Here is a 14,388-nt window from a genome sequence, read left to right on the forward strand (position 1 = left end):
AGGCATCATCACTTATTGGTCGCGGTCAGGCTCTAACAGAATGAATCCCAGCGGAATGGAGCACAGCAGCGTGAAAACGATGCTGTACACCAGCACCATCGCGCCCTGCATGATGAACATCGAATTTGACCAGACGTGATACGGTAAATCGTACTCCTCGACCACTCCGCCAAATGTGGCATGTCCCACAAGCGCCAGCGCGATGACAAAGATGGCGGCAACCGCCAGAATAAAGCGCTTTCCGTTCTTTGTTTTAAATTGTTCCAGCTGCATTACAGACTTCTCTGATGGGATTTTCCGGCGCAGTTTTAACATTAAATTAACCCGGCGGATATCTGTTTTTCGTTCATAACTGTACGGCTGCTCTTTTTAGCAGCGAATGCCCCTGACAGCCCTTCTCGCCCGCCCTCCAGGTAAAGAAAAACAGAACCCAGGTGGGTGTTTTATACTTAAGCATTGTGAGGCTCGCCTCGCATTCTTTTGACTCATCCCGCTATACGCACCTCGGTTTAGGCCGATGAATTCACGCAGTGAACAGTGAGGAATGACATTATGAGTTTATTCGACCAGGTGGCAGGCATGCTCGGTGGTAAGGACGGACAGGCTGGCATCTATCAGGCGATACTAACGTGGATTAACGAGCAAGGCGGCGTCACCGGCCTGTTGGCAAAATTTCAGCAGGGAGGATTGGGTTCGGCGATTGAATCCTGGATAAGCACCGACACCAACCATCCGGTATCGGGTGACCAGATTACGTCTGTGCTAGGTTCGCCTGCCATTGCGGATCTCGCGGCTAAACTGGGCATCGACACGCAAAGTGCGTCAAACCTGATTGCCGAGCATTTGCCAAAAGTCGTCGATACGCTTTCACCCGATGGACAGGTTAATCAGCAACAGGACCTGTTGTCTGAAGGCATGGGACTGCTGAAAGGTAAGCTTTTTAGCTGACGAAGTCCCTGAATGACAGGCATAAAAAAACCGCCCATTGGGCGGTTATCTGGACAATCAGTTTTACAGGTACTTTTCAGCTGCTTTGAGGATATCTTCTGCAGCAAGTTCTCTGTCTGTGGCGACGTGGATTACATTGTGATCGCCGGTCAAAGAGGGAAAACTGGCAGACATTATTATCAAATTTGCCTCCTCTCCGTTCGGATATTCACGACGTATTGACGTTTCATCAGGCATTACGGAGACGACGGTAAGAGGTTCTGCGTTAAAAAACACGAGCACTTTTTTCATTCGTTCTCCGGATGGATGTCTGTCTGTCACCTGTCCTAATTTAAAGACTATTTATCTGATAACGTCGTGCGTTTTACTTTCTGAACTCGGCAATAGCGGAAACAGAAGCAGGACGTTGCCAGGTGTAAATATTATCGGCGGTGACCATTGCTGATTTGCAAAAAATACATTTTGCACCGAACGGGTTTTTTTCAGTCACATCGAAGGATGAAGTCCGATATTGTGAACCGTGGCAGCAAGGGCAGCGGAAGTGAATTGAGTCAGTAATAATCAAGCCCTCAACGTGGAACTACGTTGACAGCGGAAGGACCCTTAGGACCTGCTTCAACGGAGAAATCAACTTCTTGATTTTCATACAGAGTACGGAAATCGTTGCTTTGGATAGCAGAGAAATGTACGAAGACATCTTTGCTTCCGTCTTTTGGTGTAATAAAGCCGAAACCTTTTTCAGCATTAAACCATTTAACAATACCAGTCTGATTAGACATGTTTTTTTACCTTTAATTATTATTTGGCCCGCAGGCAGTGTTTGGTTTGAAAACCTGTTGTTTCTAAGAAAACTGAAGAAGGTACATCAAGGAGAGAAAATGATGAGGACGACTTAAGAGAACTGTTTCAGATAACGTGTATGTTCAAACCGATAGAACATTAACGCACGATTAAATTTATTTAGCAAGGCTTATCTCAAAAGATTTTTCAGAGCCGGGAAAAGTCTGCATTGTTAAAAATAAAAAAATGAATGAGGGCTTTTCGCGGGCTATTGAGGTATTGTTTTGCGCCAACATATAAGGAATACACATGGCTGAACGTAAAAATCGTCAACTTCGCCCTTCCCAACCCGCAGAATGTTCATGTCCGAAATGTGCAAAGAAATCAATGCACAGTCCATCAAGAATCAAGAAAAATAGTCCTTTGCTCTGCCCCTATTGCGGCACGCTCTTTTCTGCGTCGCAGCTCGCTGCCAGGTAATTAGACACCTTTCTGCTGAGGCACGCGCTTAGTGCATTACCCTGAGCGCAGTCAGGCATCAGGTATAGAAACGGGAACCCAAAGGTTCCCGTTTTTGTTATCTGCGGCGTAGCGCCCTTACAGTGATTTATCGACCGTGGTGTCTGAGCCTCTGGTCAGGATGCGTACTTTGTCGCCCGGATTAAAGACGACTCCGCCGGTGTACGACTGGACCACGTCGATAGTGGCGCCTGACTCGGTTTTAATCAGCAAATCGACCTGCTGTGGCGCCTGCTGCGTACTTTGATGGTAGCGTGATGCCCCCGCCCCGGCGAGTGCGCCAGCGGCGGTCATTGCGGTCTTGCCCTTACCGTTGCCGAACTGGTGGCCTACCACGCCGCCCAACGCCCCGGCTGCGAGTGTCCGTAAAGGGTGATACTGCCCGTTAGCCTCGCTGATGACACGACTCTGCTGAACCACGCCGTATTCCACCAGCGTTTTGCTTCCGGCAAAACTAGACTGGCTGGCGAAAAGCAGAAAACTGACTGCGATGAGTGCACTTTTTTTCATGATGGCCACTTTTTATCGTTTTAAACGTAGTCGCGATTCTGCCAGTCCGGGCGAGTTTCCTCTAAGTCATTAATGCTACAGCACTCCCTGACAGGCTTTACCAGAGCATACTTGCGTCTATTGCTGCCACGGCGGCCTTGACACTGAGTATCCATACAGTATAAAACTGTGCATCTAAACGGTACAAAGGAAGCAGTAATGTTCGTCGAACTGATTTATGACAAACGCAATTTCGCAGGCTTGCCTGGCGCACAAGAAAAGATCCTCAGCGAACTCACCCGTCGCGTTCACCAGATTTTCCCGGAAGCAGACATTCGCGTTAAGCCAATGATGACGCTGCCGGCGATCAACACTGACGCCAGCAAGCATGAAAAGGAACAGATAAGCCGCGCCGTTCAGGAAATGTTCGAAGAAGCGGACATGTGGCTGGTCGACGAGTAACGCGCCGTCAGCCGCGATTCACCGTTGCCGAAAAGTCATCAAAGGGAAGTGGCCTGGAGAAGTAGTATCCCTGCACCAGTTCACATCCCATTTCCTGAAGCTTCTCAACCATCTCCAGCGTTTCAACACCTTCAGCCACCAGCGGTACGTTAAAGCTTTTGGCAAGCGTCAGCACCGACGAAACCACCGCCGCATTCTTCTCATTGGTTAAAATATCAGAGACAAACGTTCTATCGATTTTCAGACAGTCGAACGGGAATGAGTGCAGATAAGAGAGGCTCGAATAGCCAGAGCCAAAATCATCAATCGCCACGCTCACGCCCAAACGGCGCAGATACTTCAGCGTGTCGACAATCTGGTCGGTGTGTTTCATCAGCGTACTTTCGGTGATTTCCACGCAGATGTTGCCGTTCATCAGCTCGTTTTCCTGAATACAGGTGAACAAATGCGAGGTAAAATCAGGTTGCTGCAGCTGCATGGCTGAAATATTGACGTGCAGTTTGAAATCTTTCGGCCCCCCGCGCGCAATAAACTTCGCCAGCTGCTTACAGGATTCGGCAATAACCCAACGCCCAATCGGAATGATCAGCCCCGACTCTTCGGCCAGACTAATGAACTTGATGGGCGAGATAAACCCTTCGTCCGGCGTTTGCCAGCGAATCAGACACTCACCTTCATTGCAGCTATCCTGGTGATTCAGGTTGATGATCGGCTGCATGACCATATGGAATTCGTTGTTGGCGATAGCATGCTGTAATTTTTCATGCAGACGAATATTCTCTAGCCCTTGTTCCTGCATTTCCTGCATAAAGACCAGCGACTCACCGTTACCAATCTTTTCCGCGTGCTGCACCGCTATCCCGGAATTCAAAATCACTTCCGGCATACGTTCCTGAGTCATACGACCAAAGAACAATCCTGAATTGCCGATAAAGCAGTAACGCTCCGTATCCGCATCGCCATCAGATTTAATATCCAGGAAAAGGGAATGCAGAATATCTTCGAAGAAGGTTAAATCCTTTTCTTCGTAAACTTCAGGGAATATCGCCAGGAAACTGCCGTAGTCATCACGGCACAACAGGGTTCCACCTGGAAGTGCATTCTGCATCCGGCTGACGAAGCTGCGCAGGAAGCGGCCGGAATACTCAAGCCCCATCACTCGGGAAATATTTGCGGCATTGCTGAGGTGGATACGAGCAAACAGGTTTTTACCTTCATAAGCTTCAGGCTTACTGAGCATCCCGGCGCGAGTTGGCAGGCCCGTCAGCCTGTCCTCTTCAACCAGCTTGCGGTGCTTTTCGGTGCGGGCCGCCAGCTCATGGGATAATCTGAAGAAACTGGTGTCCAGTGTCGCCACTTCCGGGAAGAGGCGTTTATTCTCTTCCGGCTTCCACTGCATATTGAGCAGGTCTTTGGTTTTACTGATGATATTGTTCAGTGGGCTGAAGAAATTACGCAGGATCAGAGCCGCAATCAGATACATAATGGCGAAAAGGATCAATATCTTGATCGCAAACGTGATAATCGTTTTCTTGATGTTGCCCGAGAGCGAATCTTTCGAGGTGATCAGCAGCACATGGCCCTGTATCAGGCGATCTGAACTGCCATATTTTATCGAATGGACGAAATACTTGTCGCCGGTATCCGTGGTTATCTCGGCCGGGCTATTTGGCTGGGTGCTTCGCTCAAGGATCTCTGGCGTTAACAGTTTGCGCAGTTCATCGGTTGAAAGCTTCTTCCCTTTGGCCTGGTGATGTTCCTTCGCAGAAGCTGCCACCTCCTGCTGCATAAGCGCAGGGGAAATGGGCATTTCTGACGACGAGACAATATTATTATGTCGACCCGTTATCAGTATGGTGTTGTCTTTGAAAGGCAAAACTTCACAGACGTAGCGGCTCATGCTATCGGGAAGAATATCAGAGGAAACGACCCCCAAGAGTTTTCCGGCACGGTTATACACTGGCGTTCTGTACGACAGCATTCTGTCACTGTGGTTGTAAGCGCGTTCATAGACTTTTGACCAACTCGACGTTCCGCCTTGTGTGACTTGCTCCAGCCACGGTTGCACGAGTTTATTAAAATCATAAACCGTATTCACAATCCGAGAGTATTCCGTCGACCCTTCATAGACGTTCAGTATGTTATGCGCGTCTCCGGTCGTCTTCTCCATGCTAATGATTTTTTTGCCATTAACATCAAGGCGATTGAACGCGACATAATTCCCGTCAGGCGTGGTGAAGGACATCCTGTCGACCGAGACATGACCAAACAGATTGGTTTTGATTAGCTTTTTTAATGTTTCAGTAACCTGTGTGGCGTTTAATGCATCGAGATCGCTGTTCTCGAAGGTACGCGCAAAAAGCTGGTTAGTGACGGTCGGAAGATCCATATAGTCTTCCAGCGTTTGCACGACATTATCCCCGCTGGACTGAATGAGCCTCTCGCCGGTATAGCGGATGGTGTCATCCATGCCGGTGCTGACAAACATGGCCAGCATCGCTCCTGCAATGCAAAACGATATGATGGCCAGCCCGGCTAAAGCGCAGGCTAGCGATACGGGATATTTACTGTGGGAAATCGTGTTTTTCATGCAGCTGTCACTAAAGGGTTAAATGACCAAGAACATCTCGTCATGCAAGCACGATAGAGGGAGCAATACTTCTCTTGATTCATGTTCAGAAATTAATGTTTATCGGACGTATAATTAGGACACAAACGATTATTTAGGTCCTGACATTCCGTGCGGTAATCGCAAGAATGCTCTGAGTAAATCCTGAGTGGGGTGAACTTTATGGGGAGCGAGGGCCTGGTCTGGTTTGAGGATGCGCAGTGCGCCGGATTAATACTCTTCCGGCAGCGTTTTATCTATGGAAATCAACTTTCCTTTTTCCATCGTGATGTATCCACCTTCTTTGAGATCGGCGAGTACACGGAACACATGCGTTCGGGAGAGCTTGGTGCGCCGCATAATGAAATTCGCCAGCCCTTCCTTTTCGTTCTCAAACGTCCGTGCCCGGTAGAGATAGCGATGCAGCATCGGTTTGATGGTTTGATAACTGGTTAGCTGTTTTCTTTCCGCCAGCAATTCGAGGGAAAATATGGTCATGAAAACCAGTATCTTTGACAACACACTCATGTGTTCCGGGCTCTGATAAAAGAGTGCCATGAATTTTTCACACGATATTTTCACGGCAGTCACGGGCGTCATGCACTTATATTCAAAACGTAAAAGCGGACAGTACTCTTCCATCAATCCGATAGGCATATATTCAATGGTGTTGCCCACAGTCAGTTCATTATCTTTGTGCGAAATAGCCACTGAGCCATTAAGAACAATATAAATAAAGCCGGAATGGAGTTTGACACAGTCAGTAGGTGCCAGTGTAAAAACATCACCACCAATACTAATATCATCAATATAGCGCCCTAATTCCAGCGACTTATAATAATGGTGGATATTCTCAAAATTGGCTTGCATGTTACACCTGAACACTCTTTAGACTTATTGCGAAGTATAGCATCTGAAAGCGTAAACGTCTTTTCCAAATTTATATCCCTCTTTATCATTGCGCAACAAATAAGCAGTACCATTTGGGACTATTCAAATAATATAAGGCGCATAAAATATCTTCAACAAATCCCAACAAATCCGGCGACGGCAGCCCAACATTTTTCCAATAATTTCAGTGCTGTACGTTGCGTTTTCCGTTTTAGAACTACAGTTAAAGCAATTCATTATGCTGTGATTTCGGTGCTGACGAAAAATCACGCGATATTCAGTAGAACTGAACACGCTAAATCATACCAGGAGGTTGAACGAATGAGATTGAATATGATTGCCAGGAGTCTGGCTGTCGCGGGGTTACTGACTACACTGTCGGTGACTGCGGCAACCCAGGCCCCGACCAATGATGCCACTGCGGCAACCAAACAGGCAAACGAAGCGCTTTACAGCAAACTGCCTTTCTCCGATAACACCGACTTTACCAATGCGCATAAGGGCTTCATTGCTGCTCTGCCGCAACAGGTCATTAAAGGAGAGAAAGGCAATACTGTCTGGGATCCTCAGCATTATGCCTTTATTAAAGAAGGCGACAAAGCACCAGACACGGTTAACCCGAGCCTGTGGCGCCAGTCCCAACTGATCAACATCGGCGGCCTGTTTGAAGTCACCGACGGTGTTTATCAGATTCGTAACCTTGACCTGTCAAACATGACGATCATTGAAGGTAAAACCGGGATTACCGTTATCGACCCGCTGGTTTCTGCAGAAACGGCTAAAGTCGGTATGGACCTGTATTATCAGAATCGCGGTAAAAAACCTGTCGTTGCAGTTATTTTCACCCACAGCCACGTTGACCACTACGGCGGCGTTCGCGGTGTCGTTGACCAGGCTGATGTCAAATCCGGCAAAGTTAAAATCTATGCGCCACAAGGCTTCATGGGTGCGGCTGTAGATGAAAATATCATGGCGGGTAATGCCATGAGCCGTCGTGCAAGCTACATGTACGGTAACCTGCTGCCGGCTGATGCCAAAGGTCAGGTTGGCGCGGGTCTCGGGACGACGACTTCCGCAGGTACAGTGACACTGCTGGCACCGACGGATTACATCACCCATACCGGTCAGGAAGAAGTTATCGATGGTCTGACTTACGACTTTATGATGGCCCCAGGTTCTGAAGCACCTTCAGAAATGCTGTGGTACGTCAAAGAGAAGAAGATGATCGAAGCGGCAGAGGATGTGACTCACACCCTGCACAACACCTATTCTCTGCGTGGTGCGAAAATCCGCGATCCGCTGGCATGGTCTAAATACATCAATGCCGCTATTGATCGCTGGGGCAATGATGCCGAAATCATTATCGCTCAGCACCATTGGCCGACCTGGGGTAAAGATAACGTCGTCAACCTGATGAAAGGTCAGCGCGACATGTATCGTTATATCAATGACCAGACGCTGCGAATGGCGAACGAAGGTCTGACCCGTGACGAAATCGCCGCTAACTTTAAGCTGCCAGAAACTCTCGAGAAGACCTGGGCCAGCCGTGGTTACTACGGTTCAGTCAGCCACGACGTGAAAGCCACCTACGTGTTCTATCTCGGCTGGTTCGATGGCAACCCGGCAACCCTGGATGAACTGCCACCGGCAGAAGCGGCGAAGAAATACGTCGAGTACATGGGCGGCGCGGATAACATCCTGCAAAAAGCCAAAGCGGATTACGACCAGGGTAACTACCGTTGGGTCGCACAGGTTGTGAGTAAAGTTGTGTTTGCCGATCCGTCAAACAAAGCGGCGCTTAATCTGGAAGCCGATGCGCTTGAGCAGATGGGTTATCAGGCAGAATCTGGCCCATGGCGTAACTTCTACCTGTCAGGTGCCAAAGAGCTGCGTAACGGGGTTGTCAAAGCGGCAACACCAAATACCGCAAGCCCGGATACCGTCCGTGCAATGACGCCGGAAATGTTCTTCGATTATATGGCAGTTCATATTAACGGTGAAAAAGCGGCGAATGCGCATGTGACACTTAACGTCGACTTCGGTGATCAGGGCGGGAAATACAAGCTTGAGCTGGAAAACGGTGTGCTTAACCACACGCCAAACGCTCAGGCCGATAAAGCCGATGCCACCATCACGCTTTCCCGCGATACGCTGGACCGTATTGTGCTGAAAGAAGAGACGCTGCAGCAGGCTAAAGACAAAGGTGACTTGAAAATCACCGGCGATGCCAACAAGCTGACTGAGTTGATGAGTTATATGGACAAGTTCGAATTCTGGTTTAACATCGTTACGCCATAAGCTGAACTGAAATAATAAAAGGGAGCCGATGGCTCCCTTTTTTATTTGACCACAAAAACGATTATTTTTGCGGGAACAGGAATGTCACATTCAGTCGTAAACCCCATCCTGCTGGGCCGTGATCATCATCACTGACCGCCCAATATCTCACCCCGGTACCGAACTGCATTATTTGCCCACCGACCTTAACCACCTGATTCACCATCAGGTTAACCGGCACACTCCACTCACTTTCGCGCCAGTCATAAGTCGATTCTGTATTCATGACGAGGGAAGTCGCCGTTGGCCACGTATAGCTTGCAAACGGTTGAAGTAAAGTCTGGCTGGTATGTGTACGATTACTTTTTCCTGCGTAATCCCAGATATGGTTAACCAGCGCGCCGTAGGTCCATGGCCCTTGTTGCTTGAGCACGATTGCGGTTGGCCCCGCCCCCCAGCTTTTGCTGGATAACGAAGAACCAGTAGGAATGGTCAGCACCGGCCCCAGACCCCAAATGTAACCATTCGATGTTTTTTTCTTCGGTGAGTACCAAAAGCTTTGAGTAATATCCCCCACAGCGGTTTGTATTCCACTGCCAGGCGTCACATTCCTTTCACTGACCACCGGGATAATCGTTCGACTAATGATTATCGCATCATCCGAAAAATCGATGGGCATAACGGGCTGTATATTGAGAAGGTTTCTTGAACCTTTACTCGAGCCAACGTCCTTATCATAGTCATACTGAAATGGCACACTGATCAGATTAGATATAGGGTTATTAAGTTTCTTGGCTAATTCCGCACTATTGTCAGCAGCCAATGCGTTAGTGGCCATCCCGAAAGCTATTGCAGTCAGTGCTATTTTATTTGTGGTCATTTTACATCTCAAAATTTAAAGTCTGTGTGCGGGTATTATTTACTATAGTAGAACCTGATAGATTACACAGTAAATGACTAACTAGTCAGTCATTTATTATTTAAAAAAAATCAAACGTCGAGCGCGCGCCAAAAAAGACCAAACCCACTCTCTGTGTACTCTACGGTTTTATCGGGGTATTCCAGTATGGAAGTGACAGTAATGTCCAACAAAGATGCCATGAAGGCAGAGATGAACCCCTCCCCTCCGTATATCTCCGCTTTACTGAGCTCACGTAATAGGTAATACACGCTTTCAAAGAGCGTTTCCGCTATGACTCGGGTCTGCGCGTTAAGAATTTTCGATAAATGAAGTTGTTGCACTGCACTGTGCTTTTCAGGATGCCTGACAGCCCAGGTGATATAGCACGTCCAGACATGATAGGACCTGTCATTTAATGAAGCATTGAAGGGGAACTTATGCATAAGCGCAGCGGCGACTTCCGCTTTAATATCGAGGTATAGCTGGTTTAGCAGAGAATTTTTATCCGAGAAGTAAGTAAATAATGAACCGGTTGATATTCCCGCTTCTTTCGCAATAAACGCCGTGGTCGCGCTGAGTCCCTGCTCCGAAATAATCCGTGCGGATGATTCCAGAATAGCCCTGCGCTTCTCCTCACTAAATGGTCTGGCCATGACGATACCTTGGTTGAATCGTGAATGAGAGTACAGGGATCTTCGCTAATTTAACGTATGCACAAGGCTGGGCCTAAGCGAAGCAACCTATGAAAACACAACGATATCCTGGGGTCTTGTAGTACGCTAAGACCCCACTAATATGACGTTGATTTACCAGTAAATAATCAGAAAATCGATACTGGCAAACGCGACGTGATGGTCCGTTTTAATTGACCAATCCCTGATTAATCACTGAAACTCGGGGTCCGGTTTTTTCGTAATGCGATTACGAATATCACGTCGCACAATCTCAATGGCCCACATCCAAAGAATATGGCCAAGCGTTTCTGAGAAAAGCTCATCGAAAGGTAATTGCCATAGTGGCGGAGCCCAATGGAATACCGGCAGCATCACACCATGGAACCCAATTGTTACGAGTATGGCAAATGCAGCCCCCTGCCAGAGTTTGATTGCCGGGAAGACCTCTGCAACGAGGCAATAAAACATAGCAAAGCCAATTGAGAACATATGGTGGATGCCTGCCACGCCCCAGTTCACAATGTGTCCAGAGTAGTGGTAGACCATTTCATTGACCTTCAACCCGACGTCCTGAAGCATTTCTGCCGGTGGGATTGCTCGATCTGCAGTACGCGGAGGCATAGGGTTTTCAGTCCCCCACTTCACGAAACTCGATAAGTTCCCGCCTAAAAAGCCGGCCCATAGCGCGACGCCATAGTTTCGCGCTTCAGCCTTGGTTCTCTTCAAAAAATCCATAACACGCTCCCTGGGGTAAATTTCGCCGCAAAGATGCAACAAAGTCACAACTTAAATTTAGCTTTAAATGCTAAATTTTCAAATCCCGTGTTAATGGGTTGTTTATTTATAAACAATGCATTCGATAGTTATGCACTAATAACCTTCATTGAGATATTCAGGCGCATATAATTTTTGTGATAATTTATTTATGGACGAAACTCACCCCCATTATCCAAAAATAAATGGGTTTTGTCAGGGCCGACATGCCTGCTGTGGTAACATTATCGTTTGTGATATACAACTGGTTTTGCACCCTCCATTTATGAAAACTATAAACGCGTTCAAAATCGAGAAAAGAGCTCTCATCTTCTCTTTGCTAACTATTATTTTGATAGTTAATGCCACTCTGCTATTACTCTCTTATCTTGACATGGTACGGAGTGCCCGCTTCGCCACTAATGATATCGCTGTCGTAATTGATAATAACATTGAGAAAAATAAAAATATCGCGTCGGCACTTGGGGATCTGGTGGCTCTTTCCAGTAATGATATTGCTGGAAAATTGGGTTCCAATGTTAACTTCAGACAAAATGAAATCGATCCATCACTGTATCAGAAACATATCATGTTTTCCTCTGGTGACGTGAGCGTTAGCGATCGTAAAATATCGGCAATTCTCAATTCATTCTGGAAAAGCCTTAGTGATGATAACAAAACCTCTTACTGGACTTATTTTTTCAGTGCGAATCTTAACTATGCTTACAGTTTTGAACCGGTAAAGAAAAGCGACTATAAATTCACATCACCTCACCTGGCAATCAGTTCTTATTTAGATGAAGTCTCCAGAAAAGTTAAAGCTGAAAAAGCATTCCTGGTATCAGAACGTCTTTACAGCGATGTTTATACAGATTCACTCACCGGACTGCCGGTTATTACGTTCAGCGTGCCGGTAATTTCAAATAATCTCAATTTTAATAAAAGCAGCGTTGAAGGCATTATTTCCACCGATTATACCTCCAACGATCTGTCTGAGTTGTTTAATAAACACTTCACCCAAACCGGCATCACTGCCTTATCTTATCAACTGACTCTGCGGAGCAAGCGCGGTGGCCCAGACCTGGCGCTAACACCCACAGAAATAAATTATTCCCTTTTCCCGAGTGTGAAAATCCCTTTGACGGAAGGCTTTACCGTCAACGCTAAGGTCGGTTTATATAATGTCGTACATCACAGATCCTCGATGTTCGTCTTTACGAATCTTATCCTGTTGTTATTTTTCGCTACGTCGATGAATGCATATCGCAATATCATGAACATGTTGAAGAGACTCAGCTACGACTCCTTGACCCGTGCCTTCTCCAGGGAGGGCGGTGAGGTCATCATCAACTCTATGTCTGCACATGAATCGTGGATAATCGTGGCGGTGGATCTGGATTTGTTCAAGGACATCAATGACACCTACGGGCATCATGTCGGTGACCTTTGTCTGGCGTATTTCTCTGAAACACTAATCAAGACGTTGCGCGCTTCTGATACGATTATTCGTATGGGGGGAGATGAGTTCTTGCTGCTGATGCCATGGTGTAACTATTCGTCAGCCAGTGCGCTGATGCAGAAGGCACAGAAAAAGCTCAAACATTTTCAATATGACGGAATGACTATTCCTATCTCGTGCTCATATGGCATCCAGGAATTTACTGGTGATTTTGCCAAAGATTGTCAGATAGCCGACGAAAAGCTATACGTCATGAAGAACCGACCGACCCGCTTACCGCGACGTGAAAAAGTTACACAGGCCGAAAAGCTCCCGCACCCCATGCTGGAGAAGGATGCCGAAACCGGCTTACTGACGTTATTCGGGTTGCGCCATCATCCTGAATACCTGAATAACCGTAGCGTTTTGATGTTGGTCCATCTTAGTAACCACTCTTCGCTCACTAACCTGCTGGGCCAGGATTACGGCAGCTCACTCATCAACTATCTGATTTCACGTATCACAGAGATTTTCCCGCACGATATTATTATTTGCCGTGAACGCATGGATAAACTTGTCGTTATTCTCCCTCCCGTTAAATCGATGGATCAACTCAGCGTATGGCAGCAAAAAGCACAGACGCTCTTCAACATTCAGGAAATGCCGCATATCGGCCAACATGAATTGCGTATCGAAGGGAACGCCGGTCTGGCGGAGGAAGCGTTAACACCTGAAAACCTTGATGAAGTTATACGTTATGCAGGCATTGCGCTGCATCATGCCCGCCGCGAGGGTAATGGCAAAGTCACCCTCTTCACTCCAGACATGCATACTTCTGGGCTGCGCCATATTCAGCTCCATGAACAACTGGGCCACGCACTTGAGCGTGAAGAGTTCTATCTTGTGATGCAGCCCATTGTTGGATTGGATGGAAATACGGAATGTCGGGAAGGTGAATGTCTTGTGCGCTGGGAAAGCCCGGTGCTGGGGAATGTGCCGCCAGATCAGTTTATTAAAATAGCGGAAGAGACAGACCTCATCATTCCACTAGGGGAATGGATCATCAACAATGCTTGCCGCGAATTGGCTGCACTGATGGCTCGCGGCAGCTGTGAAGATTTCAAACTGCATATCAATATTTCCCCGATCCAGCTCCAGGCGAATGAGTTCGCGGAAGTCGTGATTGAGTCACTCCGACAGCATGGGCTCCAGGGTTATAATCTTTGTATCGAAATTACCGAGGGTGTTTTGGTTGGCAGTGGCACCAATACGTGTCGACATCTGAAGGCCTTACGTGAAATCGGTGTCACTGTCTCTCTGGATGACTTCGGTTCAGGTTATTCCAGTCTGTCTTATCTGCATACGCTCCCATTTGATCAACTCAAAATAGACCGTCAGTTTGTCAGTGGGGTAATGGAGGATAGCCGGAGTGAGTCGGTAATTAATTCCGTGTTGAGTCTCTCAAAAAGCTTTGGCGTTCCCTTGGTTGCTGAGGGGATTGAGGATCAGGAAACGGGTGATAAATTACACGCCATGGGTTGTCTTCTTGCGCAGGGTTATCACTATGGGCGACCGAAGCCGTTCAGCGAATGGCATATTGATAACGGCCAAATCTCTTTATAGTTAATGATGGGCTCTGTTCAAATAG

At 47.4% G+C, this 14,388-nt stretch carries 16 protein-coding genes; 6 read left to right on the plus strand and 10 right to left on the minus strand.

From position 1 onward, the window contains the following. Positions 1 to 12: 12 nt before the first annotated feature. Positions 13 to 273, minus strand: a complete 261-nt coding sequence (locus A8O29_RS13940; RefSeq protein WP_125354864.1) for a DUF2534 family protein — start codon at positions 271 to 273, stop codon at positions 13 to 15. A 279-nt stretch (positions 274 to 552) separates the two neighbouring features. On the opposite strand from A8O29_RS13940, the gene A8O29_RS13945 reads away from it, so the two are divergent. After that, positions 553 to 948 carry a YidB family protein gene (locus A8O29_RS13945; protein WP_125354865.1) on the plus strand — a complete coding sequence of 132 codons (396 nt, stop codon included), beginning with the start codon at positions 553 to 555 and terminating at the stop codon, positions 946 to 948. A gap of 63 nt (positions 949 to 1,011) precedes the next feature. On the opposite strand, the gene A8O29_RS13950 is transcribed toward A8O29_RS13945, so the two are convergent. The 3 genes from A8O29_RS13950 to cspE all read right to left on the minus strand — a co-directional run bounded on the left by A8O29_RS13950 (position 1,012) and on the right by cspE (position 1,727). Continuing rightward, positions 1,012 to 1,239 carry a hypothetical protein gene (locus A8O29_RS13950; protein WP_125354866.1) on the minus strand — a complete coding sequence of 76 codons (228 nt, stop codon included), beginning with the start codon at positions 1,237 to 1,239 and terminating at the stop codon, positions 1,012 to 1,014. 73 nt (positions 1,240 to 1,312) lie between these two features. Further along, a complete protein-coding gene (gene ymcF, locus A8O29_RS13955) occupies positions 1,313 to 1,507 on the minus strand; it encodes a cold shock small protein YmcF (RefSeq protein WP_125354878.1) in 195 nt (64 codons plus the stop codon). Between the two features lie 10 nt (positions 1,508 to 1,517). Beyond that, positions 1,518 to 1,727, minus strand: coding sequence for a transcription antiterminator/RNA stability regulator CspE (gene cspE, locus A8O29_RS13960; protein ID WP_125354867.1), 210 nt, complete (start codon positions 1,725 to 1,727; stop codon positions 1,518 to 1,520). Between the two features lie 310 nt (positions 1,728 to 2,037). Here cspE and A8O29_RS22980 point away from each other — a divergent pair, with 310 nt between their 5' ends. Next, entirely contained in the window at positions 2,038 to 2,208 is a 171-nt protein-coding gene (locus tag A8O29_RS22980; RefSeq protein WP_217448705.1) for a YnfU family zinc-binding protein, read from the plus strand. Between the two features lie 117 nt (positions 2,209 to 2,325). Here A8O29_RS22980 and A8O29_RS13965 read toward each other — a convergent pair whose 3' ends face one another. After that, the gene (locus A8O29_RS13965; protein WP_125354868.1) at positions 2,326 to 2,757 is read right to left on the minus strand and encodes a glycine zipper 2TM domain-containing protein; all 432 of its coding nucleotides are present in this window, start codon (positions 2,755 to 2,757) and stop codon (positions 2,326 to 2,328) included. A gap of 198 nt (positions 2,758 to 2,955) precedes the next feature. On the opposite strand from A8O29_RS13965, the gene A8O29_RS13970 reads away from it, so the two are divergent. Next, positions 2,956 to 3,198 (plus strand): DinI-like family protein, encoded by a 243-nt coding sequence (locus A8O29_RS13970; protein ID WP_125354869.1) that lies wholly within the window; start codon positions 2,956 to 2,958, stop codon positions 3,196 to 3,198. A gap of 7 nt (positions 3,199 to 3,205) precedes the next feature. On the opposite strand, the gene A8O29_RS13975 is transcribed toward A8O29_RS13970, so the two are convergent. Next, on the minus strand, positions 3,206 to 5,686 hold the full coding sequence (locus A8O29_RS13975) for a bifunctional diguanylate cyclase/phosphodiesterase (protein ID WP_168713876.1): 2,481 nt from the start codon (positions 5,684 to 5,686) through the stop codon (positions 3,206 to 3,208). Here A8O29_RS13975 and A8O29_RS22870 point away from each other — a divergent pair. Beyond that, entirely contained in the window at positions 5,685 to 5,810 is a 126-nt protein-coding gene (locus A8O29_RS22870; protein WP_275942410.1) for a hypothetical protein, read from the plus strand. The genes A8O29_RS13975 and A8O29_RS22870 overlap by 2 nt on opposite strands. Positions 5,811 to 6,037: 227 nt before the next feature. Here A8O29_RS22870 and A8O29_RS13980 read toward each other — a convergent pair whose 3' ends face one another. After that, positions 6,038 to 6,676, minus strand: a complete 639-nt coding sequence (locus tag A8O29_RS13980; RefSeq protein ID WP_125354871.1) for a helix-turn-helix domain-containing protein — start codon at positions 6,674 to 6,676, stop codon at positions 6,038 to 6,040. A gap of 342 nt (positions 6,677 to 7,018) precedes the next feature. Here A8O29_RS13980 and A8O29_RS13985 point away from each other — a divergent pair, with 342 nt between their 5' ends. Then, positions 7,019 to 8,995, plus strand: coding sequence for an alkyl/aryl-sulfatase (locus A8O29_RS13985; protein ID WP_125354872.1), 1,977 nt, complete (start codon positions 7,019 to 7,021; stop codon positions 8,993 to 8,995). 61 nt (positions 8,996 to 9,056) lie between these two features. Here A8O29_RS13985 and A8O29_RS13990 read toward each other — a convergent pair whose 3' ends face one another. The 3 genes from A8O29_RS13990 to A8O29_RS14000 all read right to left on the minus strand — a co-directional run bounded on the left by A8O29_RS13990 (position 9,057) and on the right by A8O29_RS14000 (position 11,284). Further along, positions 9,057 to 9,854, minus strand: a complete 798-nt coding sequence (locus A8O29_RS13990) for a transporter (protein WP_168713877.1) — start codon at positions 9,852 to 9,854, stop codon at positions 9,057 to 9,059. Positions 9,855 to 9,964: 110 nt separating this feature from the next. Continuing rightward, positions 9,965 to 10,528, minus strand: a complete 564-nt coding sequence (locus A8O29_RS13995) for a TetR/AcrR family transcriptional regulator (protein WP_125353686.1) — start codon at positions 10,526 to 10,528, stop codon at positions 9,965 to 9,967. A gap of 231 nt (positions 10,529 to 10,759) precedes the next feature. Then, a complete protein-coding gene (locus tag A8O29_RS14000; RefSeq protein ID WP_125353687.1) occupies positions 10,760 to 11,284 on the minus strand; it encodes a YagU family protein in 525 nt (174 codons plus the stop codon). Between the two features lie 190 nt (positions 11,285 to 11,474). Here A8O29_RS14000 and A8O29_RS14005 point away from each other — a divergent pair, with 190 nt between their 5' ends. Beyond that, positions 11,475 to 14,363: a bifunctional diguanylate cyclase/phosphodiesterase gene (locus A8O29_RS14005; protein ID WP_125353688.1), complete on the plus strand. Its 2,889-nt coding sequence runs from the start codon at positions 11,475 to 11,477 to the stop codon at positions 14,361 to 14,363. Positions 14,364 to 14,388 lie beyond the last annotated feature (25 nt).

The organism is Scandinavium goeteborgense (assembly GCF_003935895.2).
GTDB lineage: Bacteria > Pseudomonadota > Gammaproteobacteria > Enterobacterales > Enterobacteriaceae > Scandinavium > Scandinavium goeteborgense.

Bases quoted from the DNA above. Each gene is read 5' to 3' on its own strand.
- A8O29_RS22980 (WP_217448705.1), top strand. From the start codon at position 2,038: ATGGCTGAACGTAAAAATCGTCAACTTCGCCCTTCCCAACCCGCAGAA.
- A8O29_RS13980 (WP_125354871.1), bottom strand. From the start codon at position 6,676: ATGCAAGCCAATTTTGAGAATATCCACCATTATTATAAGTCGCTGGAA.
- A8O29_RS13990 (WP_168713877.1), bottom strand. From the start codon at position 9,854: ATGACCACAAATAAAATAGCACTGACTGCAATAGCTTTCGGGATGGCC.
- A8O29_RS14005 (WP_125353688.1), top strand. From the start codon at position 11,475: ATGGACGAAACTCACCCCCATTATCCAAAAATAAATGGGTTTTGTCAG.
- A8O29_RS13975 (WP_168713876.1), bottom strand. From the start codon at position 5,686: ATGTTTGTCAGCACCGGCATGGATGACACCATCCGCTATACCGGCGAG.
- A8O29_RS13950 (WP_125354866.1), bottom strand. From the start codon at position 1,239: ATGAAAAAAGTGCTCGTGTTTTTTAACGCAGAACCTCTTACCGTCGTC.
- A8O29_RS13985 (WP_125354872.1), top strand. From the start codon at position 7,019: ATGAGATTGAATATGATTGCCAGGAGTCTGGCTGTCGCGGGGTTACTG.
- A8O29_RS13940 (WP_125354864.1), bottom strand. From the start codon at position 273: ATGCAGCTGGAACAATTTAAAACAAAGAACGGAAAGCGCTTTATTCTG.
- A8O29_RS13965 (WP_125354868.1), bottom strand. From the start codon at position 2,757: ATGAAAAAAAGTGCACTCATCGCAGTCAGTTTTCTGCTTTTCGCCAGC.
- A8O29_RS13970 (WP_125354869.1), top strand. From the start codon at position 2,956: ATGTTCGTCGAACTGATTTATGACAAACGCAATTTCGCAGGCTTGCCT.
- A8O29_RS14000 (WP_125353687.1), bottom strand. From the start codon at position 11,284: ATGGATTTTTTGAAGAGAACCAAGGCTGAAGCGCGAAACTATGGCGTC.
- cspE (WP_125354867.1), bottom strand. From the start codon at position 1,727: ATGTCTAATCAGACTGGTATTGTTAAATGGTTTAATGCTGAAAAAGGT.
- A8O29_RS13995 (WP_125353686.1), bottom strand. From the start codon at position 10,528: ATGGCCAGACCATTTAGTGAGGAGAAGCGCAGGGCTATTCTGGAATCA.
- A8O29_RS13945 (WP_125354865.1), top strand. From the start codon at position 553: ATGAGTTTATTCGACCAGGTGGCAGGCATGCTCGGTGGTAAGGACGGA.
- A8O29_RS22870 (WP_275942410.1), top strand. From the start codon at position 5,685: ATGGCCAGCATCGCTCCTGCAATGCAAAACGATATGATGGCCAGCCCG.